At 68.6% G+C, this 20,743-nt stretch carries 17 protein-coding genes and 2 pseudogenes; 9 read left to right on the top strand and 10 right to left on the bottom strand.

The features are described from left to right. Positions 1 to 1,083: 1,083 nt before the first annotated feature. Entirely contained in the window at positions 1,084 to 2,022 is a 939-nt protein-coding gene (locus ABD333_RS28335; protein ID WP_344545558.1) for an ankyrin repeat domain-containing protein, read from the top strand. On the opposite strand, the gene ABD333_RS47605 is transcribed toward ABD333_RS28335, so the two are convergent. Then, positions 1,997 to 2,380, bottom strand: a complete 384-nt coding sequence (locus tag ABD333_RS47605) for a hypothetical protein (RefSeq protein ID WP_410557588.1) — start codon at positions 2,378 to 2,380, stop codon at positions 1,997 to 1,999. The two genes, ABD333_RS28335 and ABD333_RS47605, sit on opposite strands and share 26 nt — an antisense overlap. A gap of 364 nt (positions 2,381 to 2,744) precedes the next feature. On the opposite strand from ABD333_RS47605, the gene ABD333_RS28330 reads away from it, so the two are divergent. Next, the gene (locus ABD333_RS28330; RefSeq protein ID WP_344545557.1) at positions 2,745 to 3,923 is read left to right on the top strand and encodes a cytochrome P450; all 1,179 of its coding nucleotides are present in this window, start codon (positions 2,745 to 2,747) and stop codon (positions 3,921 to 3,923) included. Positions 3,924 to 3,926: 3 nt separating this feature from the next. Here ABD333_RS28330 and ABD333_RS28325 read toward each other — a convergent pair whose 3' ends face one another. From ABD333_RS28325 to ABD333_RS28305, 5 genes are all read right to left on the bottom strand, one after another. Continuing rightward, on the bottom strand, positions 3,927 to 5,099 hold the full coding sequence (locus ABD333_RS28325) for an SAM-dependent methyltransferase (RefSeq protein WP_344545556.1): 1,173 nt from the start codon (positions 5,097 to 5,099) through the stop codon (positions 3,927 to 3,929). A gap of 179 nt (positions 5,100 to 5,278) precedes the next feature. Then, positions 5,279 to 6,391, bottom strand: a complete 1,113-nt coding sequence (locus tag ABD333_RS28320; RefSeq protein WP_344545555.1) for an XRE family transcriptional regulator — start codon at positions 6,389 to 6,391, stop codon at positions 5,279 to 5,281. Next, complete coding sequence (locus tag ABD333_RS28315) at positions 6,391 to 7,152, bottom strand: hypothetical protein (protein ID WP_344545554.1); 762 nt, start codon at positions 7,150 to 7,152, stop codon at positions 6,391 to 6,393. Before ABD333_RS28315 ends, ABD333_RS28320 begins: the two co-directional genes overlap by 1 nt. A gap of 132 nt (positions 7,153 to 7,284) precedes the next feature. Continuing rightward, complete coding sequence (locus tag ABD333_RS28310; RefSeq protein ID WP_344545553.1) at positions 7,285 to 7,710, bottom strand: VOC family protein; 426 nt, start codon at positions 7,708 to 7,710, stop codon at positions 7,285 to 7,287. Positions 7,711 to 7,776: 66 nt separating this feature from the next. After that, the gene (locus ABD333_RS28305; protein ID WP_344545552.1) at positions 7,777 to 9,309 is read right to left on the bottom strand and encodes a glycoside hydrolase family 71 protein; all 1,533 of its coding nucleotides are present in this window, start codon (positions 9,307 to 9,309) and stop codon (positions 7,777 to 7,779) included. A 361-nt stretch (positions 9,310 to 9,670) separates the two neighbouring features. On the opposite strand from ABD333_RS28305, the gene ABD333_RS28300 reads away from it, so the two are divergent. Next, complete coding sequence (locus tag ABD333_RS28300) at positions 9,671 to 10,192, top strand: hypothetical protein (protein ID WP_344545551.1); 522 nt, start codon at positions 9,671 to 9,673, stop codon at positions 10,190 to 10,192. Positions 10,193 to 10,308: 116 nt separating this feature from the next. Here the strand turns inward: ABD333_RS28300 and ABD333_RS28295 are convergent, their stop codons facing one another. Further along, the gene (locus tag ABD333_RS28295) at positions 10,309 to 11,157 is read right to left on the bottom strand and encodes a M15 family metallopeptidase (RefSeq protein WP_344545550.1); all 849 of its coding nucleotides are present in this window, start codon (positions 11,155 to 11,157) and stop codon (positions 10,309 to 10,311) included. Positions 11,158 to 11,540: 383 nt separating this feature from the next. On the opposite strand from ABD333_RS28295, the gene ABD333_RS28290 reads away from it, so the two are divergent. After that, entirely contained in the window at positions 11,541 to 12,476 is a 936-nt protein-coding gene (locus tag ABD333_RS28290; protein ID WP_344545549.1) for an AraC family transcriptional regulator, read from the top strand. Between the two features lie 20 nt (positions 12,477 to 12,496). On the opposite strand, the gene mgrA is transcribed toward ABD333_RS28290, so the two are convergent. Next, positions 12,497 to 13,522, bottom strand: a complete 1,026-nt coding sequence (gene mgrA / locus ABD333_RS28285; RefSeq protein WP_344545548.1) for an L-glyceraldehyde 3-phosphate reductase — start codon at positions 13,520 to 13,522, stop codon at positions 12,497 to 12,499. Positions 13,523 to 13,571: 49 nt separating this feature from the next. Here mgrA and ABD333_RS28280 point away from each other — a divergent pair, with 49 nt between their 5' ends. Continuing rightward, the gene (locus ABD333_RS28280) at positions 13,572 to 14,762 is read left to right on the top strand and encodes a PucR family transcriptional regulator (RefSeq protein ID WP_344545547.1); all 1,191 of its coding nucleotides are present in this window, start codon (positions 13,572 to 13,574) and stop codon (positions 14,760 to 14,762) included. A 135-nt stretch (positions 14,763 to 14,897) separates the two neighbouring features. Here the strand turns inward: ABD333_RS28280 and clpX are convergent, their stop codons facing one another. Continuing rightward, positions 14,898 to 16,166: an ATP-dependent Clp protease ATP-binding subunit ClpX gene (gene clpX, locus ABD333_RS28275; protein ID WP_344545546.1), complete on the bottom strand. Its 1,269-nt coding sequence runs from the start codon at positions 16,164 to 16,166 to the stop codon at positions 14,898 to 14,900. Between the two features lie 84 nt (positions 16,167 to 16,250). Between clpX and ABD333_RS28270 the strand changes: the two genes are divergently transcribed. Beyond that, entirely contained in the window at positions 16,251 to 17,375 is a 1,125-nt protein-coding gene (locus ABD333_RS28270; RefSeq protein ID WP_344545545.1) for a TetR/AcrR family transcriptional regulator, read from the top strand. A gap of 300 nt (positions 17,376 to 17,675) precedes the next feature. On the opposite strand, the pseudogene ABD333_RS28265 reads toward ABD333_RS28270, so the two are convergent. After that, positions 17,676 to 18,431: pseudogene (locus ABD333_RS28265) on the bottom strand (glycosyltransferase family 87 protein); the annotation flags it as partial. A 273-nt stretch (positions 18,432 to 18,704) separates the two neighbouring features. Between ABD333_RS28265 and ABD333_RS28260 the strand changes: the two are divergent. The 3 genes and pseudogenes from ABD333_RS28260 to ABD333_RS28250 all read left to right on the top strand — a co-directional run. After that, entirely contained in the window at positions 18,705 to 19,832 is a 1,128-nt protein-coding gene (locus tag ABD333_RS28260) for a sensor histidine kinase (RefSeq protein ID WP_344545544.1), read from the top strand. Then, entirely contained in the window at positions 19,829 to 20,479 is a 651-nt protein-coding gene (locus ABD333_RS28255) for a response regulator (protein WP_344545543.1), read from the top strand. Before ABD333_RS28260 ends, ABD333_RS28255 begins: the two co-directional genes overlap by 4 nt. Before the next feature lie 33 nt (positions 20,480 to 20,512). Further along, positions 20,513 to 20,713 (top strand): annotated as a pseudogene (locus ABD333_RS28250) (cell division protein SepF); the annotation flags it as partial. Between the last annotated feature and the right edge of the window lie 30 nt (positions 20,714 to 20,743).

Raw genomic sequence — 20,743 nt, 5'->3', positions numbered from 1 at the left:
TGTGTATTCATCTGGACGCATGGTGTGCGCAGGCGGTGCCAGGTGCTGCCAACGTGATGGCTGGACCGGTATGACCGCGCAGATCAAGGCCGCGCCGGTGACCCCTCTCGGCATGCGGTGAAGTGAGGTAGGCGGAGCCGTCGGCGGACGAGCGGAGGTGCCAGGAAGTGCCCACCGGTACGTGGGAACTCTGATTCCAGAAGCGGCGATGCAGGTGGCGCAGCGGGCCGGCCGTACGATTTGGGGCAGGGCGAGCAAATTGCTCTCGTGCGGACGCGAACTCGTTGCCGCATGGGCTAGGTGGTGGGCGCCGGCTCATCGACGGCCTCCGTTGGTACGGGTTTCTTCTGATCCGGCACCGTCGTCCTCTGCATCACGGCCCATCGCCACACCAGTTCGCGGGAAACAGACCTTATCCGCGCCCCTTTGGAACGGTCGGCCGACCGGAGTCGTTCGCGATGGTTCTTGGCCTTCGGTGGCCAGGCAGTAGACCGTTGGTCCAAGGAATTCCACGTACAGTTCATGCGACGTGAAATGGTCTGCATGCACACGCTCCGCTGCGCGCACCAGCCGCCTGCCGCTGAGCCCGTCGAGCTCTTCAGCACCAAGGACCTCACGTTCCGGATACAGGTAGACCGACACCTCCTCGGAGAGGATCCCTGCCAACTGGCCCAGCGGTATCCGTTGCCACTCGCCGGCTGTGGGGGGAGATCCCGCGCCGAGGTCACTGCGAGAACCGCGGCCCGGTCGTCCAGGCCAAGCACCAGCGGCAGGTCGTTCTGATGAACAGGGATCCATACCTCGCCTGTATCCAGGTCCTCCCGGGTTGCTGATCGGTCGTGGCGAATCATTATTCGTCCGGTTCGGCCGTTTGAAGAAGCGACAGGGAGGGTCGCAGGTGACCTTTTACCTGCAAGCTCCTGCCCGGAAGGCAGACCCACTCGTACGCCGTCGAGGAAGCGGGCACCGAATGTGGCGAGCGCCTTGGGAGCCGGCAGGCACTTCGGTGCTGCGCTCGTTTGTCGGTGTCGGTCCTTATGCTCCAGGCTCGACTCACGATTGACGGGACGGAGGATCTCCTTGGTGGGTACGTCCGACTGGACTGGCATCGTCCATGGTGACTTCAGCGATTTGAACAAGATCCGTGCCCGGCTGCAGGCCGGTGCCGACCCGCTTGGATCGCTGTGGACCTACGGCAGCGCGCTTCACGAGGCGGCCAAGGAAGGCTCACCGGAATTGGTGGCGCTGCTGGTCGCCCATGTCCGCGATGGTGAGCTCGACGGACTCAACGACGGGCGCAGCGCCCTGTGGGAAGCGGTGTTCCGTGACCGCTCCGAGATCGCCCGGGTGCTGGTGGAAGCCGGCGCCGATCCTTGGCTGGACATGATGGACGGCTGGTCGCCGGGACGGCTGGCCCTGGCGGGACCGCACCTCGACCTGTTCGGCACGCCGCCCGAGGGGATCCGGCTCAGTGCCGGCGAACAGGCGATGGCCGATGCCGGACCGCAGCTGGCGGAGGTGTTCTCCGGCATCCACTACGACGGGTACAGCCTGCTCTGCGTTGCGGGTGTCGGGCTGAACGAGGCTTTTCGTCGCCTCGACGGAGCGATCCAGGTCGACGCCCCTGCGGAACCCGAGAATTGGGAGGACCTGGACCTTTCAGTGGTAGGGCTAACGAGCGTGCCGGGCGGATGCGTGATCACCCAGCCATGGGCTTACGCAGCGGACAACGATGCCGTGGCCGGTCCGGTCACCATTGGGACGTTCGGCTACGGAATGTACGCCAACCCCAAGAGCGGCAACCAAGGGAGCATCTGGCGGAACGGCCAGGCCGAGGCCTGGGACCTACACCCCGGATACGACCCGCGTGAGAACTCCACCGCGCGCGAAGTCCTCGCCAGCTACGTCTGCGAATTCAGCGCCATCGCCCACTGCATGGTGTACGCCGGCCTGAGCCCAAACACGAGTGACTGCCTGGAATCACCACAGGTATGGGTCAGAATGCCCAACATCGAAGGCTGAGGCCTCCGGCATGAGCCTGCTTCGAACGCAGGCTCGTGAGCGACACGTCTTCGTCGGTCTGCGGACGACTGAACCCACCCGCCATTCCGGACTGCTTGGCGATGCGTCCCCACCTTGACTCCGGCCGCGTACGCGGCCGCGATCTCGCGCCTGGGCGGCGGCGAGAGAGGCCTGGCTGCCCTGCGGCGACAAGGGGCCAACCGAGCCAGCCGCCTCGGTCGCCGGCTGGGGTGGCAAGGAGAACTGACATCGAGGGCGCGACGATGATGCAGTCCTCGGAGCTGGGAATGAGGACTGCGGCCCATGGGGCCTCACGGTGAGCTAGGGCGCGTTCGTGCATGGGGCGATGCGAGACCACGGCGGCGACGGGGGGCAACGAGCACCACAGAGGTTGTTGTGGTTGCTCGGACTAGGCGATTGCTGCGGGCTGTCATTTGGGGCTTCTGTTTTGTCGCCCTGTTTCTCGTGAAGACGACCTGGGGTGGGGTGGCAGCTGTGATGACGAGTTTTCCCACGTCAGTTTTGGCGTGGGGGTGGGAGTTTGGTGGCCGTGAAGGCCCCCGGTGGGTGCATGATCTTGGGCAGCGGGCTTGTTCACGTCTGGTTTTCTTGCGCCGATCGCCTTGGCCGGCTTTGGGTGTCGGGGGCTATGGACTCGTTGGACTGTTGTGTGGACACTTGTCTTGGTCAGAAGATCACAAGGGCGAGGGCGGGCGGGCCTGATGGCGGACCTGGAGTTCAGTCCTTACGACTTCTACGGCGTCGACTCTGATCCGTACCCCGTGTATGCGCGGTTGCGGGCGGAGGCGCCGGTTTATCGGAATGAGGAGCTCGACTTCTGGGCGTTGTCCCGGCATGGGGACGTCGTCGCGGCTCTGCGGGACTCTCGTCGTTTCTCCAGTGCGAACGGGCCGTTGCTGGAGGCCTCGGTGTGGGGGCCGGCGGCGAGGCGGGCGTTGTCGTTCATCGCTATGGATCCACCGGATCACACGCGGATGCGGGGGCTGGTCTCGCGCGGTTTCACTCCGCGGCGGGTCGCTGAGCTCGAATCGCATATTCGCGAGGTCGCCCGGCGGCATGTCGACACGGCGTTGGCGAAGGGCGAGGTCGACTTCGTCGGCGACATCGCCGCGAGGATTCCCACGGACGTGATCTCGGAGCTGGTCGGCGTTCCGGAGGCGGAACGGGGGGAACTGCGCCGGCTGGCCGACCTCGCCATGCACCGGGAGCCGGGCGGGCGCGAGATGACGGCGGAGGGGCTGGCGGCGCTCATGGAGCTCATCGGGCACTTCGCCGACCTGGTGTCGGACCGGCGGCTGCGGCGGCAGGACGATCTGGTGTCCGCTCTCCTCGAGGCGGAGGTGGAGGGGGACCGGCTCAGGGACGAGGAGGTCGTCGCGTTCTTGCATCTGCTGGTCGGTGCCGGAAACGAGACCACGACCAATTTGCTCGGCAACGCCGTGTATTGGGCTTGGCGGCATCCGGACCAGAAGGCCTTGGCTTTTGAAGGGCGTGCCAGGGAGTGGGTTGAGGAGACGTTGCGCTATGACACGGTCGCGCCAACGCTGCTGCGTACGCTCACGTGTGATGCCGAGTTGCACGGGGTGAAGCTCCCCAGCGGATCACGGATCGTGCTGCTTCCCGGCGCGGCCAACCGAGATCCGGCGGTCTTCGCGGAGCCTGACCGCTATGCCCTGGAACGAGAGTTCGGCCCGGTGATCAGTTTTGGTAGCGGGCCCCACTTCTGCCTGGGGGCCTCGCTCGCCCGGTTGGAGGCCAGGGTGACGCTAGAGGAGTTCACGGCCCGGGTAACGGACTTCGATCTCGACATGTCGCGCGCTAGCCGTCGCCAGTCGCCGTACGTTCGTGGCTTCGCGACACTTCCCGTGGCTGTCATGTGAGGGTCATGGCTTACGTCCGGCTGCTCCGATCCAGACGTCTCGTAGCTTCAATCTGATTTCGGGTGGCGTGTCCAGGCCCCACTCGGTCAGGCAGGCCAGCCCGGGTTCGATGAGCTCGACCCCTTCGAGGAAGGTCTCGATCTCCGCACGGCTCCTCAGATTGAGCGGCGCGTTGCTCCGTGCGAACACCGCCAGGCCGGCCTGCGCGTCTTCGGGTCTGCTGGTGCGTACGGTGTCGTCGGTGAGATGGGTGATCACGAGATGGCTTCCCGAGGGCACCGCGTCCTTGAGCACCTTCAGCGCGCGGACCGGGTCATCGTGGTCGGGGATGAAGTGGAGTATGCCCGTCGCCAGCAGCCCGACGGGCCGGGTGAAGTCGATCATGCGACGGGTCTCCGGATGCGCCAGGATGGCCGTCGGGCGGCGGAGGTCCTCCTGGATGACGGTGACCGTCTCCGGGTCGGGCGCCAGCAGGGCCCGGGCGTGCGCGCAGACGGCCGGGTCGTTGTCGACGTAGACCACGCGCGTCTCGGGCGCCAGCCGGTGGGCGATCTGGTGGACGTTGTCCATCGTGGGCAGGCCGGTCCCGATGTCGATGAACTGCCGGACTCCCGCCTCGATGAGACGGCCGACGATCAGTGCGAGGAACTTCCGGTTCTCCTGGGCGAACCTGGCGGCGTAGGGCTCGATCTCCAGCAGCCTCTCCACGGCGGCCCGATCGACGGCGTAGTTGTCCTTGCCGCCGAGCATGGCGTCCCAGATCCGGGCCACGGTGGGCGTCTGTACGTCGACCCCGAGGCCCTGCGCCTGCCGTCGTTCCCGCTCCAGCCGTCCGCGTTCCTGCCAGTGGCCGAGGTCGGTGAGCGGGATCAGGACCTCGCGACCGTACCGGGTCAGGCGGTAGCGCACGGTCGTGTCATCGACGCCGGGTTGCTCCTGTTCGACCACTCCGGCGTCGGTCAGCTGCTGGAGAGCGCTGATGGGCTCCACGTCCGTGGACCGTAGGAGTTCGTCGTGGCTCTTGGGGCCGGCTGTCAGTTCACGGATGACCGTCAGCACCTGCGGGGCGGAAATGAGGTCGACGGCCGGCCGCACATCCCGCCATGCGATCTCGTACGCGTCGGACTCTTTCCAGCGCGGCCCGCGTGCCGCCGATCCCTCGTCGCTTTCTGCCATCTCGCCGCTCCTGATTACCTGTCACCGAGCTTTGCGGGGGCCATCACTGAGATGCGAGAGCGTGATGCTCACCCAATTCGATGGGCACATCTTGCAGTAAACAGAACGCCGCCGCAGCTCGCCGACTTAATCGGGCCGCACCTTATTTTCAAACGGCCTGACGGTAATCCCGGACGCGGTCAGGTCAGTGCAGGGCGTTCACGTGCCGGGGCCAGGAGATCGAGGTCGGCCCGGGTGACGCCGGCGCGGCCTGCCAGCTGATCGCGGTCGACGCCGGTGTCGGCGATGAGTTCCACGGCCCGGGTGAGCATGGTCGGACGTTCGAGCGGTTTGGCGGGGCCCGGCTCGCGGCGCCGCCAGCCGCGGGCGCTCATGCCGCTCATCGCGTTGCGGTACGTGGTCTCGGGCATGATCCCCAACGTCCGGGCGCGGTAGAGCAACGCGGCCATGCTGACGCCCCAGGCGGCTCTCAGCTCCGCGAGGCGGGACCAGTCCGCGGTACGGGGAAGGTGGTCGGCGATGTCGGCCTCGGGCATGAGGAACTCGGCGGCGAAGCGGTGCGCCTGATCCTCCACGATCTTGCTGCCGGGTTCGGCGTCGGAGTGCATGACCAGGTGGCCGAGTTCGTGGGCGCCGTCGAAACGGTTGCGCCAGTAGTCGCCCTTGGCGGGATTGAACAACACCATCGGGCGAGGGTGCGCGCCGATGCTGAACGCGTCGACGCGTTCGGTGTGCGAGGGCAGGACCAGCACGATGATCCCGTGCTTCTCCAGCAGACGCACCAGGTGGGTGATCGCGCCGGGCCGGTCGGTCATGGCCTTGCGGGCCTGCCTGGCGGCCTCGACGGGTCCCGGTCCGGCGATCTCGTCCGGCGGTACGGGGTATTCGGGCAGCTCCGCGACGGGAAACTCCACCAGTTCCTCGACGGCGGTCACGATGTCGGCGGCGATCCTGCCGTACGCCAGCGCCTGGTCACGTTCGATCTGCGTGGTGGAACGCAGCGACCTGAAGTGGGCGGTGTCCATCCGGACGGGACCGCGACCTGCGTGGAAGAACTCCACCGGAACGCCCAGAGCGATCGCCAGCTTGGACAGCGTCCGCTCCGAGGGACGGTGCACCCCGGCCTCGTACTGGCCGACGGCGGTCGGAGTCGTGCCGATGGCCTGGGCGAGCTGGTTCTTGCGCAATCCGCGCAGGCGCCGGGCCAGGGTCAGCCGTTCACAGTCGAACAGCAGCCGGGCCTCGATGAGTCGCCTGGCCGTCTGTTCCGCGCGGTCATCGAAGGTGTTCACTAGGCCTTTTCGACGATGGTGTTGGTGCGAGCCGAGCGGCGGTGCAGCGTGACGGGCACATCGGCCTCGGTATCGCTCCACAGCGGCAGGGTGGGCTCCACGAGCCTACGGCGCGGATCAGGCCCGAGCGTGTCATCGTCCAAAGGGTGCAGCCAGTGCCACGCCGAGCCACCGTCGGCGTTCAGCCTGGGAAGGCCCAGGAAAAGCTCCATCTCCAGCGGCTCCTCGGTGGCGCTGTGCGCCAGCACCAGCGTGACCGCCCCGGGCGTGTCGTGCGACTCGTCCAGCCCGATGTCCAAGGTCAGCTGGGGGTCGCCGCTGAACTGCTGCCGAGCGACCGCCTGCTTGGTCGGGCTCTCCCGATCCCAGCGGATCGACCGCACCGCGCCGAACTCGTGTCGCTTGAGCAACACCCGGTAACGCCCCAGCCGCCAGCCCGGCGACCCGTTGAGGTCATCGCGAACGACCGTCCCCGCGAACGGCTCCCCACCGAACGCCCCACCAGACGCCCCGCCAGCGGACGGCTCCCCGCCGGACGGGCCACCCGCCTCGCCCACTCCGAAGACCCGGTCAAGGTGGGACTCCAGAACGTCGAACGCGGTGAAGCCGAAGGACCGTTCCTTGAAGCCCGCCGCTCGGTCCAGCGCACCCGCGACGACGAGCGTCGCCTCGGTGTGCGCCTCCCGCAAGCCATGCAGGAACCCGGTAGGCAGAAGCGTCCCCCACACGTCCTGGAGCTCAACACCACGATCCTCGATCACGAACCGAACTATAGAGGTTCGCAAGCCACCACGTCCGAAAATGAAGTGCGCGTCGCGGGGTGGCGTCTGGGACGAAAAGCTGCGGGCGGACCCCCTGGGGGTCCGCCCGTGTGCGTTTGTCGGGTTGGTCGTTTACGGGGTTGTGGGCTGTGCGGCGGTGGCGAGGATGTCCAGGTAGTGCTGGTTGTACATGATGCCCAGGATGTTGCCGAACGGGTCGGTCACGGAGGCGGTGATGAAGCCCGGGCCGTGCTCGGTGATGGGCAGGTACTCGGTGGCGCCCATGGAGATGAGCTTGGCGAGGGTGGCTTCGAGGTCGTCCACGTGCCAGTGCATGACGCTGCCGCCGGGGCCCTTGGCGTCGGGCGGGCCGAAGCGGCTGTCGATGAGGCCGAGTTCGGCCTGGTAGTCGCCGATGCGGAACTCGAGGTAGGCCGGGCGGCCGTCGGGTCCGGGGCGGTTGAAGTACGGCTTGATGCCGAGGAACTCGGTGTACCAGTCGGCCGCGGCCTCGATGTCGTCGACCCAGAAGTTGATGGTGGCGAATCCTCGCAACATTTTCGTGCTCCCCTCGTTCCTGCTGGTACTCCGTACATTACGGAGCCTTGCGGAACGTGCGGTTCCTCAAGGGGAAGTTGTTGTTCGGGTTTGTGCGCGACGGCTGGAGACCGCGCAGTACTGGAGGTCTTGGACGCGAGGAGTCTGGGTGACCTTGAAGGGGGATGTGACGGCCGTGGTCGTCTTGCCTGCCCGGATGACCGAGGCGCTGTTGGTGCCGAAGCGGAGCGGGAAGAGCCTGGACTGGACGCCGCGGGCGGCCTGGTAGGCCTGGCCTTGGCCACCGATCGACGCCTTGACGGCGGCCGGCGCGGTGAGGAAGGAGAGGACCTCCACACGGTCGCGCGGTGTGCTGGTGCCGGGGCGGGGGGACATGAATTTCGTTTGACCTGCGGCGGTCGGCCTAGCGCTGACCCGGTGGGTGCGGTGGATCAGGTAGAGGGTGTCCCGGACGATGGCCGGCCACTTACCGGTCTTGAGGCGGGTCAGGTAGTACGAGGTCAGGTCCAGGTAGACGCTGCCGTTGTGGGTGGACGGGGAGATCTGGGTGCCCTCGGAGAAGTCGTTCCAGGTCGTGAGCTGGATCCAGTCCGCCTTGGCGGAGATGGCGTTCTGCCAGGTGGTACGGAGGTTCTCGGTGTTGTTCGCCTCGTCGTAGACGCGCTGGTTGGGGCGTTCGTCCTGCGGGGCGACGGGCTGCATCCAGATCTTCTTGAGCGCGTGCGACTTGGAGACGTTGCCGGCGATGCCGCCCTGCTGGTTCGGGCTGCGGTTGCCCCAGTTCGAGAAGCCATGGCTGATCGGAACGTACGACTTGTAGTGCGCGCTGAAGTTGAGGAAGACCGGGACCAGGGCGGTGTTGTAGCCCTTCTGGCGCAGAGCTGCGATGAGGGACGAAAACCAGGACGCGGCACGGTTCTCGGCCTTGAACGGGGACACCAGTAGGCGGTTGCCGCTGAGCTTGTAGACCGAGGGTGACGCGGCCAGTTTGGCCAGGGCGGTCGCGAGGCCGGCAGGGCTGAGCGACTTGATCTGCGTCGCCGTCATGTCGGGCATCAGCACGATCTTGAAGCCGGGATCGACGCGCTGGGCGGCCTTGATGAGGAGGTCGACGCGCTTGCGGTGCTGGCTGGACGGGTCGAGGTTGAGCAGGTCGACGGTGAAGCCGTCGAGACCCGCGGCCTTGGCCGTACGGACCTCGGTCTCCATGTCCTTGAGTTGCCAGTCGCCCGCCAGGGGTGCGCGGGGGCGGGGGCGGTCGCGCAGTAGGCCGCCGTAGGCCTTGTGCTTGCCGCCTTCACCGGCGGGGTTGAGGTAGTTGCGGGTGTAGTAGTCGCTGGCCGCCGGCTTGTTGTCGAGCGAGACGGGATACGGCGTGAAGTAGTGCGCGAAGACCTTGCGTGACGACTTGCGCAGGGTGGCAGTCGCGGGGAGGTCGAACGGGAGCGGCTTCACGGCGGCTGTGGCGGCTGGCTTGGCCCCCGACGTGCCCTTGGCCGACACCTCGTCTGACGGCTGTAGGACTACCGCGACAGGTGCCCCTGCCGCGACCGTGAGCGCCGCCAGAAGGGCGACCGTCTTTCCAGAACGCAGCCGCACGAGCCCTCCCAGAAGTTGATCTTTGCGCGGGACTATAACGGGCGAGGGTGGATCTTTCGGGAGCTTTGGGTCGGTTGGTGCCTAGGGGGTCGTGTACGAGGGCCAAGGCGTTCCGTTCCGGTGGCCCGGACGTTGTCGTCCAGTCCCTGCCAGCACAACCCCGACCGCCCCGTTCCGTCCGGGCGGTCGTCCCGTCCGTCTGGGCCGGCTGTCCGCGCAGGTCAGCGCGGACGGCCGTGGCCGGGACTGTCCGGGCCGAGCGTCCGGGTTCCGGGCCGGGGTCCACGCTCGCTGCACTGGTCGCCGTCGGGCCGTCGCGCCGCAAGAGCATGCGACGGCACATCCCTCGAAAGGAGCCTCGATGAGGCCTGCAATGAAGGCGCTGGTGCCGCTGGCGGTGGCCGGGGTCACGCTCGTGTCGGGTACGGCGGCATCCGCCTCGGTATCAGCGGCGGACGTACGTGGGGCGGCGCCGAGCCGGCTGGTGAAGGTCGCGTTGGTCGAGGTCGACTCGGTCGAGCAGGCCGAGGCCGGCGTGGTGACCCCGATGAACGTCGTCCGCGGCAACTGCGGGAAGGCGTGGCTGTGGCTGAGCGACGTGGGCCGGCGCAAGTACAAGGTCAGGACCGGCTTCGAGCTGGCCGGAGCGCGCCGGGCCGTCTCCTACAGCTGGCGGGTCCAGGTCAACGGTCCCCGGCGCTGGAGCAAGCGGCACTCGTGGAACGGCGGCTTGTGGTGGCGTAAGTCGTGGGAGGGCTCGCGGGAGAGCACCGTGCCCCGTGGCGGCATCCACAGCGGCACCGTGGTGGCCGGAGCGGTCGTCCTGTCCAACGGACGCGCGTGCGCCGCCCTGCCCGCCAGCGACCCCGCCCGCATCACCTGACCGACAACCGGCATTCCCAAGGGCAGACCGCGCGGCACACCACCGCGCGGTCTGCCGCCCGTACGGTTACGACCGCACTCGGTTACTACCGCAGTCGGCGAACGGTAGGCCGCGAGTTAGTGGTGGGTTAGGGAGCGGCGGGTTACTGGGAAGTCGAAGTAGGTGTTGGGGAAGAGCTCTGGCTTGTAGGTGAAGTGCCACCACTCTTCGGGAAGGTTGACGTAGCCCAGGCCTTCGAGGGTGCTCTTTAGGAGGAGTCGGTTGGCGCGTTGGCGGCCTTTGATGCGCGGGTCGAGGGTGTGTGACAGGGTGTCGAAGCAGTCGTAGCCGGTGCCCATGTCGATTGAGTTGTCTGGGAAGCGCTTGTGCTTCGGGAAGTAGCACGGGACCAGTCGCTCGCCGGGGCGGTACGGGCGTGTGTGGCGGGCTGGCAGCTTCACGATGGTCAGGTCGACCGTGCTGCCGCGGCTGTGGCCGGACTTCTCGGCGATGTAGCCGTCGATGAAGAGGCGCGACTTGTCGACCCGTGGGTAGAACTCCCGCTTCATGGCCTGGTCGTTCAGATCCTTGGCCCACCGTACGAAATGGTCGACGGCGCGCTGCGGCCGGTAGCAGTCGTACACCTTGAGCGTGTAGCCCTTGCGCAGCAGCTGGCGCTGGGCTTTGCGCAGGGCCAGCGCGGCGGGCCGGGTGAGAATGCAGATCGGCTGGCGATAGCCGTCGATGCGTTCACCGACGAAGTTGTGCCTGGTCTTGTAGCGCATCTCCTGGATGATCGTCGGGTCGATGTCGCGCAACGCGACGAATTCTTTGGGCGCCTTGGGTTCTGGCTTCGCCGCGGAAGCCGCGGAAGCCGCGGCGGCCGGGGCAGCCGAGGCGGCCGGGGCAGCCGAGGCGGCCGGGGCTGCGGTGCCCAGGGCCAGCACTGCCACTACGGACGCGGAGAGACCACGGAGCTTCGGCATGGCACCTGGATCTATCACGCGGCCACGCCAGGCGACCAGGCCCACGACAGTCCTGATCTCGAAACTTGATCCACACGCGGCGGAGGGCGTTCGCCCCTCCCCGAAGAAGGTCTCCCCGGGGGCGCGCTCGGCGGCTCCCCATGGGTTTCGACCCCTCCGCGGCACCCTCCGCCGCTGGGCTCCCGCGACCGGGGGCATCGCGCGAGCCCTGGCCCATGGATACGAGTGGCGGGCGGCGGTGGCAAGCGGAAGGATTCGCCCTGGGGACAACCCGTTCGCAGGGCGGACAACTGGACGACCGCCCCGGCGACCGGTCAATCTACGGGTGTGAGTCAACGCCGGATCGGGAGGTGGCGCGCGTGGCCGCGACTTCGACAATTCCGATGGTGCATACAGAGTTCACTACCGCCGACGTGGACATGGCACACGACTATCTGCGCTCGGCCTACGCCGACCACGCGCCGCGTCTGTCCGGTGACCGCGACCATTTCCGCTTCCGGGCCACTTCCACGCGCGAGGACCGGTTCGGCGTCGAGTTCGTCGCGCACTCGATGGAACTGCGGACGGTGGTCGAACCTCTCGGCGACCTGCTGATCCCGCATGTGCTCAACGGCGGCCTGGTCATGGCCGGGTTGAACGACGACGTGCGGGCGGGCGCGGGCGAGGAACTCCTCGTCTCGCCGGACTCCCGGCTCGCTCTGCGGTGGGAGGGCTCGGAGCTGGGCGTTCTCCGGCTCGACACCGCCGCGGTGATCCGGGTCGCGAGCGAGCTCACCGACGGCCGCGTCCGCTTCCCGCTCTCCCGCCCGGTGTCGGCCACGCGGGCGCGCTACTGGCGGTCCGTGGTCAGGCACGTCACGCGGGATTTCCTGAGCGACCAGGCGGCGCTGGCCAGTCCGCTCATCCGCGCGCAGATCTTCCGGCTGCTCGCGACCACGCTTCTCGAAACGTTCCCGATCGCCATGGAGCAGGCGCCGTCGCGAGGAACGGTCAGGCCGGCCGCGTTGCGTCGCGCCATCGCGTTCATCGACGCCCACGCGGACACCGACATCGGCGTCGCCGAGGTGGCCGCCGCCGCCCGGGTCGGTCCGCGCGCCCTCCAGTCCGCGTTCCAACGCCATCTGGGCCTCACGCCCACCACGTACCTCCGCCAGGTCCGGCTCGACCGTGCCCACCTCGACCTGCAGATGGCCGATCCCACCAAAGGCGACACCGTCGCCGCCATCGCCAACACCTGGGGCTTCGCCCACCACGGCCGCTTTGCCAACGCCTACCGAAAGCGCTACGGCCGCTCACCCCGCGACACCCTCCTCTCCTGAACGAGCCGCGCACCCCACCCTTAGTCGTCGCTTGAGGTCGACCAGATGTTGATGCCTGACTCGACCGCGTCCTTGTCGATGGCCTGGAGTTCTTCGTCGCTGAAGGCGAGGTTGTCGACGCTGGCGAGGCTGTCTTCCAGCTGGGCGACGCTGCTGGCGCCGATCAGGACCGAGGTGACGCGCCGGTCTCGAAGAGCCCAGGCCAGGGCCATCTGCGCCAACGACTGCCCGCGCGAGGCGGCCAGGTCGTTCAGTCTGCGGATGTGCCCGAGCGCCTCGTCGGTGAGCATGTCGGGGCTCAGCGACCTGTCGAGGCTGGCCCGCGATCCGGCGGGGATGCCGTTCAGGTACTTGTCGGTGAGCATGCCCTGGGCGAGCGGCGAGAACGCGATGCAGCCGGCGCCCTCGGCCTCCAGCGTGTCCAGCAGGCCGTCCTCGATCCAGCGGTTGAGCATGGAGTACGACGGCTGGTGGATGAGCAGCGGTGTGCCCAGGTTTCGCAGGATGGCCGCCGCCTCGGCCGTCCGGTCCGGCGGGTACGAGGAGATGCCCGCGTACAACGCCTTGCCCGAGCGTACGGCCTGGTCGAGCGCGCCCATCGTCTCTTCGAGCGGCGTCTCCGGGTCGAAACGGTGGCTGTAGAAGATGTCGACGTAGTCCACGCCCATCCGCTTAAGCGACTGGTCAAGGCTGCTTAGCAGGTACTTGCGCGAACCCCATTCGCCGTACGGGCCGGGCCACATGTCGTAGCCGGCCTTCGTCGAGATGACGAGTTCGTCTCGGTAGGGAGCGAAGTCCTCACGGAAGAGGCGGCCGAAGTTGAGTTCGGCGGAGCCGTACGGCGGGCCGTAGTTGTTGGCCAGGTCGAAGTGCGTGACACCGAGATCGAACGCCCTGCGCAGGATGGCCCGCTGAGTGTCGATCGGCCGGTCGTCGCCGAAGTTGTGCCACAGCCCGAGCGACACGGCCGGCAGCTTGAGCCCGCTGCGTCCGGTGCGGCGGTACGGAATCCGGTCGTAACGATCGTCTGCGGCGGCGTAGGTCATGGTCACGAGTCTGCCACGCACGAGATCGCGCGGTTCTAGACTGCCGCGCATGGGCGGGCGGGCGCGGGAGATCGTCGTGGATTCGCTGCTGTCCCAGTGCGCGGCGACGCTGCTGGCGCGGGCGGACGAGCTGGCGGACGAGATCTTCGAAGCGATCACGAGCGAGGACGAGCTGTACGCGCAGATGGGGCCGGAGCGCCGCGCGGACGTTCGGGACTTCAACGAGCGCAATCTGCGCGAGCAGCTCACCTGCATGGCCGAGGGCCGCCCGGTCAGCACCGAGATGTCGCGGGCCAACGCGCGCCTCCGTGCCGCCCAGGGCGTGCCGATCGCGTCGCTGCTCCACGCGTTCCGCATCGGCTACCGGGTGATGTGGAAGGCCTTGATGGACGAGGCCAGGACCTGGCCCGACTCCTCGACGCGCGAGGTCGCGCACGCCGCCATGACCGTCTGGGCGCTCTTCGACGCGTGTTCGGAGACGGTGAACGAGGTCTACCGGGAGACGCTCGTCGGGCTCGCCCGCGACGACGAACGCCGCCGCCTCGTTCTGCTGGACGCGCTGTTCGAGGGACGCGTGGCCGACTGGAGCACACTGGGCGGCTCCGCCGAGGCGCTCGGCCTTCCCGGGCGCGGGCCGTACCTCAGCGTCGCGGCGGGACGCGACGAGGCCACCACGTTGGAACGCGCGCTGGCACGGCTCGGACTGCGGTCGGCATGGCGTCCGCGCACCGACGACCTCGCCGGGATCGTCGCGGTGCCGGGCGCGCGGGACGCGGAACGTACGTTCGCCGCCATCGACCAGGCCGTGGCGGGCCGCGCCGGGGTGAGCCCGCCGTACGAGGCGCTCGGCGACACCGCCGGTGCGCTGCGGCTGGCCTCCGTCGCCCGCGCGTCCCTACCGCACGACGTCCGGGGCGCCACGACACTGGACCGCGATCCCGTCGCGGCCCTCGTCGCGGCCGGTTCCGACCTGTCGGCGCGGCTGGTCACGTCGGTGCTCGGCCCCGTGCTGGACCACCCCGAGCACAAGGCGCTGCTCGAAGCGCTGTCGGCGTGGCTGGAGACGGGCTCGACCAGCGAGGTCGCCGCCAGGCTCTACTGCCATCGCAACACGGTCCGCAACCGCCTCGACCGGGTCGAGCAGCTCACCGGCCGTTACCTGGCGCAGCCCACCGACACCGCCGCGTTCTACGCCGCCGTACGGGCATTGCGGCTCGCCCAGCGTCCGGCCGACGGCTGAACGGAGCGGACTCACGGGTTTGTGCACTTGCACAAGGGCCAGGCGGGTCCCTGGTAGCCGTGCCCATGTAAGGCACCGAACGCGTCGTCCACCATCGGTGCTCACCCCACCTCAGGAGCACGCGTTGCGCGAGGGTCAGGCGGACTTCTCCCTGCCCTCGTCGTCGGTGTGACCGCCGGGGGTTCCGCGGGGTACGAGGGTCGGGTTGACGTTGTGCAGGACGGTCTCCCGGGTGATCACGACCCGTGCGACGTCGTTCCGGCTCGGTACCTCGTACATCACCTGGAGCAGGACCTCTTCGAGGATCGCACGCGTGGCGCGGGCGCCGGTGCGGCGGAGCAGGGCCTGTTCGGCGATCGCCTCGACCGCGCCTGAGGTGACCTCCAGTTCGACGCCGTCCAGTGCCAGGAGCTTCTGGTACTGCTTGACCAGTGCGTTCCGGGGTTCGGTGAGGATGCGCGCCAGCGCCGCGCGGTCCAGCGGCCGGAAGGTCGTCACCACCGGAAGCCGGCCGATCAGCTCGGGGATCAGGCCGAACGTCCGCAGGTCCGCGGGCATGACCGCGGCCAGCGCGTCCTCGGCGCGGGCGGCGGCGGGCAGGACCGCGCCGAAGCCGGCACCGCGCCGGTCGGTCCGCTCCTCGATGATCCGCTCCAGCCCGCCGAACGCGCCGCCGGCGATGAAGAGGATGTTGGCCGTGTCGACCTGGACGAACTCCTGGCCGGGATGTTTGCGCCCGCCCTGCGGCGGCACGTTCGCGACGGTGCCTTCGAGGATCTTCAGCAACGCCTGCTGGACGCCCTCGCCGGAGACGTCGCGGGTGATCGACGTGTTCTCGCCCTTGCGGCCGAGCTTGTCGATCTCGTCGAGGTAGACGATGCCGTGCTCGGCTCTCGCCACGTCGTACTCGGCGGCCTGGAGCAGCTTGAGCAGCACGTTCTCGACGTCCTCGCCCACGTAACCGGCCTCGGTGAGCGCGGTCGCGTCGACGATGGCGAACGGGACGTCGAGCACCCGGGCGAGCGTCTGGACGAGGTGGGTCTTTCCGGAACCGGTCGGCCCGATGAGCAGGATGTTGGACTTGCCCAGTTCGACGTCTCCCCCGGCTCCTCCCGGGCTCGCGGCGCGGAGGCGCTTGTAGTGGTTGTAGACGGCGACCGAGAGTGTCTGCTTGGCATGGTCCTGGCCGACGACGTACTGGTCGAGGTGGGCGCGGATCTCTTTCGGCTTGGGGAGGTCGCGCGAGTGGTCGTCCAGCGCGGAGTCGTTCTGCTCCTCCTCCAGGAGCTCCTTGCAGAGCCCTACGCACTCGTCACAGATGAAGAGGTGACCGGGGCCCGCGATGAGGCGCCTCACCTGTTCCTGGGTCTTACCGCAGAACGTGCACCTCAGCGGGCTGCTCATACCGAATGGTCCAATCAGATGGTCACAACATCTGGATGATGACGTTATCTTCGTTCCGATGATGCGGCAATTCGGAGCGGGGCGATGGGTCGGCTGACGCGGGCGGAGACGCAGGAGCGCAACCGCGCCAGGGTGCTGGCGGCGGCCCGCGAGGAGTTCGCCGAGCGCGGCTTCCGCGACGCCAAGATCGACAACATCGCCGAACGCGCGGGGCTGACCCGTGGCGCGGTCTACTCCAACTTCCCGGGCAAGCGGGCCCTCTACTTCGCGGTCCTGGCCGACCTCGCCCATGAGGCCGGATCGCCGTCCTCCGCACCTGACCCGGGCCGCACGCCTCGCGAGGCGTTGGGCGCGTTCGCTCGCGCCTGGGTCGCGCGGCTGCCGCTCGCCACCGGCGATCCGGAGGGGACGGCCCGGCTCGGCGTGGACCTCGTACCGGAGATCGCCGCCGAGGAGCGCCTCCGGCTGCCGTTCGCGCAGCTCATGAAGCTGAACGCGATCCTGCTCGGGCTCTCCCTGGAGGCGCTCGCCCGGACGGATCGCCGCATGGTCAAGGTCGCCGAGGCCGTGCTGACGACCTTGCACGGAGTGAGCCGGCTGGCCGCCGCCGCACCCGGGTTCGTCGAACCGTTCGACGCGATCGGCGTGTGCGAGCGGCTGGCGGAGCTGGAGCCGGGCGGCGGATGGCCACCCCCGCACCTGTCCTGGATCGCGCCGGCGCGGCCCGCGGACCGGCCACGGCCGTGGACACCGCCGCCCGCGACGGACGCCGTCCGAGCCGAGCCCGCGCGTCTCGCGGGCGACCGCGTGGTGGCGGTGCTCGGACCGCACCGTCTGGAGGCGATCGAGGAGGCGGTACGCGCCGTGCCGCCCGGCGTCGAGGTCACGGCCGTCCTGGTGACGGGAGACCCCGACGAACTAGGTGCCCTCGCTCGTCTGACCGTCGCCGACCTGCGCGCCTGCCTGGTGCGGTCGTTCCCGCCCTCGACATGGCCGCGACTGCGGATCGTGCACGACCCGGCCGGTGCTCTGGCCGCCGCGGCCGGCGTGGCCGCCGTCAGCGACGCGACCGAGGCCGCCGTCCGCGTCGAATCCGGCCGCATCACCGCGTACGCCGAGGGACGGGGAGCCTGTCACGCCGCCGCCTCGTTCACCGAGGGAGCCCCCGGTCCGGCGCCCCGCCTTCAGGCTCCACCGACGTGGCGGTGACAGGACCGTGTAGGCGCCCCTGGCGCTGGCGCGCGCACCGGCTAGATAGGCGCGCCTGGCCGTGTAGCCGAGGAAGGCAAGCCCTGCCACCAGGTAGCAGTTGGCGACCAGCGTCATCAGCCCGTGGAAGCCGTACTCCCGCGGCCCTCCGTCATGCGGCGTCCACCAGAACGGCGCGAGAACGAAGATGACGTAGGCGACGCCAGCGGCGACCCGGGCCTTGCGTCCACTACGTACGAGTAGCACGAGTGCTGGCATCACCCACACCCAGTGATGCGCCCAGGAGATCGGCGAGACCAGGAGCGCGGTCGTGCCGGTCACCGCCACGGCGCCCAGCCAGTCGTCGTGCCGCGCCAGCACCGCCGCAGCGGCCAGCCCGATGACCGCGAGCGTGACCTGGAGAACGGGATACCAGGCGCCGACGTTGTCAGGTCCGCCAAGGAGCCGAGCGAACATGCCGTTGGGAGACTGGTTGGAAATATAGGGAACGCCAACACGGCTGGTGTCGTAAAAGGTCTCCGTCCAATAGAGCCAGGACGCCTTAGGGGCAACAGCAAAACCCATAGCCGTGCAGCAGGCGAACGTAATGCCCGCCGTCACAGCCGCCTTGCCACGACCGGCCAACAAAAGGAAAACAATAAAGATCGCGGGAGTCAATTTCATGGCGGCGGCTATTCCGATGCCGACGCCGACCGTACGTCCGCCACTCCTCCGCGAGGCCCGCGCGACATCAGTGAGCACGAGCGCGAGCAGAATCAGGTTGACCTGACCCTGAAAGAACGTTTGGTACATCGGCTGGATCACCAGCCCGGCCGCCACGACAGCGCCGACAGAGGTTCGGGAAGCCCGCCAGCCCGCGAGTCTCATGGCCACGACGCAGGCGACGGCGAACGCCGCGACCGAGGTCAGCTGCCACAGCACCCGCGCGACGACCAACGGCAGCGTGGCCAACGGCGCGAACGTGACGGCCGCGAAAGGCGTATTCGTGAACCAGTGCGCGAGTCCCTGCTCCTCGTAAAGACGTTCGTCGTCGAGTACGGCCTCTCCGCCCCACATATAGATATGGAAATCAAGCGAGTCGTACATCACGGCGAAGCACACGATCGCCACCAGTTCGACCGCGAGCACGGCAAAGACTAGCCACCCGCACCTCTTTGTTCCGATCACGTGACAACGGTGCTGTGAAAGGCCCGCGTTCCGCGTCATACCACTGATCACATTTGGCGCGCCCGGCACCGTCCCACGGTCGTAACACCACGGACATAAGCCCACGGACGTACACCCACGGGCCAATGTTCGCACCGGCGATCACACCGTTACGATCGGGACATGCTCGTCGCGTCACGCCCCTCGCTGCCGCGCCGTCTGCCGCCGCGCGTCCGGGGAGCGCTGATCTGGTGCCTCGCCCTCCCCTATCCCGCGGTCATGCACGCCGCGATGGCCAGCGGCAGGCAGGGCTTCACGGCGCTGGAGATCCTCGCGATCGCCGCGTTCACGGCGGTGGTCTTCGACCTGCTGCGGCGCCGGCCGCTGCCCGCGCTCGCGCTCCTCCTCGCCGGCTGGTTCATCGCGCTGAACGAGATGCCGAACACGGAGGTCGGCTATCTGGAGCTGCTGGTCACCGATCTCGCCGTCGGGTTCATCGCGGCGACGCGTCCGCCCCGTGTCTCGATCACCGCCTCGGTCATGGCGCTCACGACCCACACCGCCTCCGCCGCGGTGTCGGTGCCCGGGACCATCGACCTGGTCATCGCCCTCGCGGCCGTGGCGGTCGCCGCCGTCTGGGTCGCCGGCAGCTCGGTCCGCGAACGCCGCGTGCACGCCGAGGAGCTCGCCGCCCAGGCGACCGACCAGGCCGTCACCGCCGAACGGCTCCGCATCGCCCGGGAGCTGCACGACATGGTCGCCCACAGCATCGGCGTCATCGCCATCCAGGCCGGGGTGGGCAACCGGGTGATCGACACCCAGCCCGGCGAGGCCCGCAACGCGCTCGCCGCCATCGAGGCCACGAGCCGGGAGACGCTGACCGGCCTGCGCGCCATGCTCGTCGCGCTCCGCCGGTCCGAGGCGGCCCCGCTGACCCCCGCGCCCGGCCTGGCCGACCTCGACCGGCTGGCCTCGACGACGCTCGACGCCGGTGTCCGCGTGGACCTCCAGTACCGCGGCAGCAGGCGCCCCCTGCCACCGGACCTCGACCTCTCGGCGTTCCGCATCATCCAGGAGGCCGTCACCAACGTGGTACGTCACGCGAACACGCCCCGCTGCCGGGTGCTCGTCGACTACCAGGACGACGCGCTGGCCATCGAGATCACCGACGACGGCCCCGGCCACGCCTCCCCGGGCACCGGCTACGGGATCACCGGCATGCGCGAACGCGTCAGTCTCCTGAACGGCCACTTCTCCGCGGGTCCCCGTCCCGGCGGCGGCTTCCGCGTCGCGGCCCGGCTCCCGGTATGACGATCACCGTCGTCCTCGCCGACGATCAGCCCCTCATCCGCGCGGGCCTGCGCGTGCTCATCGCCGACACCCCCGACCTCGCCCTCCTCGGCGAGGCGGGCACGGGCTCCGAAGCCGTCGAACTCGCCCGCACGACCCGTCCGGACGTCGTCGTCATGGACATCCGCATGCCCGGCATGGACGGCATCGAGGCCACCCGGGCGATCTCCCGGGACACCCGCGTCGTCATGCTCACCACGTTCGACGACGACGAGTACGTCTACGGCTCGCTCCGGGCGGGCGCGAGCGGCTTCCTGGTCAAGGACATGGCACTCGAAGAGATCCTCAACGCCATCCGCGTCGTCGCCGCGGGCGACGCGCTGATCGCGCCGAGCGTCACCCGCCGCCTGATCGAGGAGTTCGCCGACCGTCCCGAGCCCACCCCGCGGCAACGCCCCCTGAACGGCGTCACCGACCGCGAACGCGAGGTCCTCACCCTGGTCGGACGCGGCCTGGCCAACGCCGAGATCGCCGCCGAACTCTCCATCAGCATGGCGACCGTCAAGGCCCACGTGGCCCGCCTCTTCACCAAACTGGGCGCCCGCGACCGCGTCCACCTGGTCATCATCGCCTACGAAACAGGTCTGGTCTTTCCACCCCGCCCTTGACGTTCAAGATCAGGCAGGCACACTGAGTCCGTGGTCAAGACGCTGCACCCCACGTCCTACAACGAGGTCTACTACGTCGGGCACTTCTTCCGCCAGGGCTTCGCTGTGATCATGGACCTGACCGCGATGACCGACGCCGACGCCCTCCCCCTCGTCGACTTCGCCGCCGGCCTGATAGTCGGCCGAGGCGGCGCCATGGAACGAGTGACCCCCAAGGTCTTCCTCCTGACCCCACCCGCCCCCCATCCCTGAAGACGAGGTGGC

It is taken from the genome of Actinomadura fulvescens, assembly GCF_039533225.1.
GTDB classification, from domain to species: domain Bacteria; phylum Actinomycetota; class Actinomycetes; order Streptosporangiales; family Streptosporangiaceae; genus Spirillospora; species Spirillospora fulvescens.
Note: the sequence above shows the minus strand (reverse complement) of the source record. Positions and strands in the feature narration are given on the sequence as shown.

What these genes read in the sequence shown, in the direction of transcription:
- ABD333_RS28330 (WP_344545557.1), top strand. Translation starts at nt 2,745, where the DNA reads ATGGCGGACCTGGAGTTCAGTCCTTACGACTTCTACGGCGTCGACTCT.
- ABD333_RS28325 (WP_344545556.1), bottom strand. Translation starts at nt 5,099, where the DNA reads ATGGCAGAAAGCGACGAGGGATCGGCGGCACGCGGGCCGCGCTGGAAA.
- ABD333_RS28310 (WP_344545553.1), bottom strand. Translation starts at nt 7,710, where the DNA reads ATGTTGCGAGGATTCGCCACCATCAACTTCTGGGTCGACGACATCGAG.
- ABD333_RS28300 (WP_344545551.1), top strand. Translation starts at nt 9,671, where the DNA reads ATGAGGCCTGCAATGAAGGCGCTGGTGCCGCTGGCGGTGGCCGGGGTC.
- ABD333_RS28295 (WP_344545550.1), bottom strand. Translation starts at nt 11,157, where the DNA reads ATGCCGAAGCTCCGTGGTCTCTCCGCGTCCGTAGTGGCAGTGCTGGCC.
- ABD333_RS28290 (WP_344545549.1), top strand. Translation starts at nt 11,541, where the DNA reads ATGGTGCATACAGAGTTCACTACCGCCGACGTGGACATGGCACACGAC.
- mgrA (WP_344545548.1), bottom strand. Translation starts at nt 13,522, where the DNA reads ATGACCTACGCCGCCGCAGACGATCGTTACGACCGGATTCCGTACCGC.
- ABD333_RS28280 (WP_344545547.1), top strand. Translation starts at nt 13,572, where the DNA reads ATGGGCGGGCGGGCGCGGGAGATCGTCGTGGATTCGCTGCTGTCCCAG.
- clpX (WP_344545546.1), bottom strand. Translation starts at nt 16,166, where the DNA reads ATGAGCAGCCCGCTGAGGTGCACGTTCTGCGGTAAGACCCAGGAACAG.
- ABD333_RS28270 (WP_344545545.1), top strand. Translation starts at nt 16,251, where the DNA reads ATGGGTCGGCTGACGCGGGCGGAGACGCAGGAGCGCAACCGCGCCAGG.
- ABD333_RS28260 (WP_344545544.1), top strand. Translation starts at nt 18,705, where the DNA reads ATGCTCGTCGCGTCACGCCCCTCGCTGCCGCGCCGTCTGCCGCCGCGC.
- ABD333_RS28255 (WP_344545543.1), top strand. Translation starts at nt 19,829, where the DNA reads ATGACGATCACCGTCGTCCTCGCCGACGATCAGCCCCTCATCCGCGCG.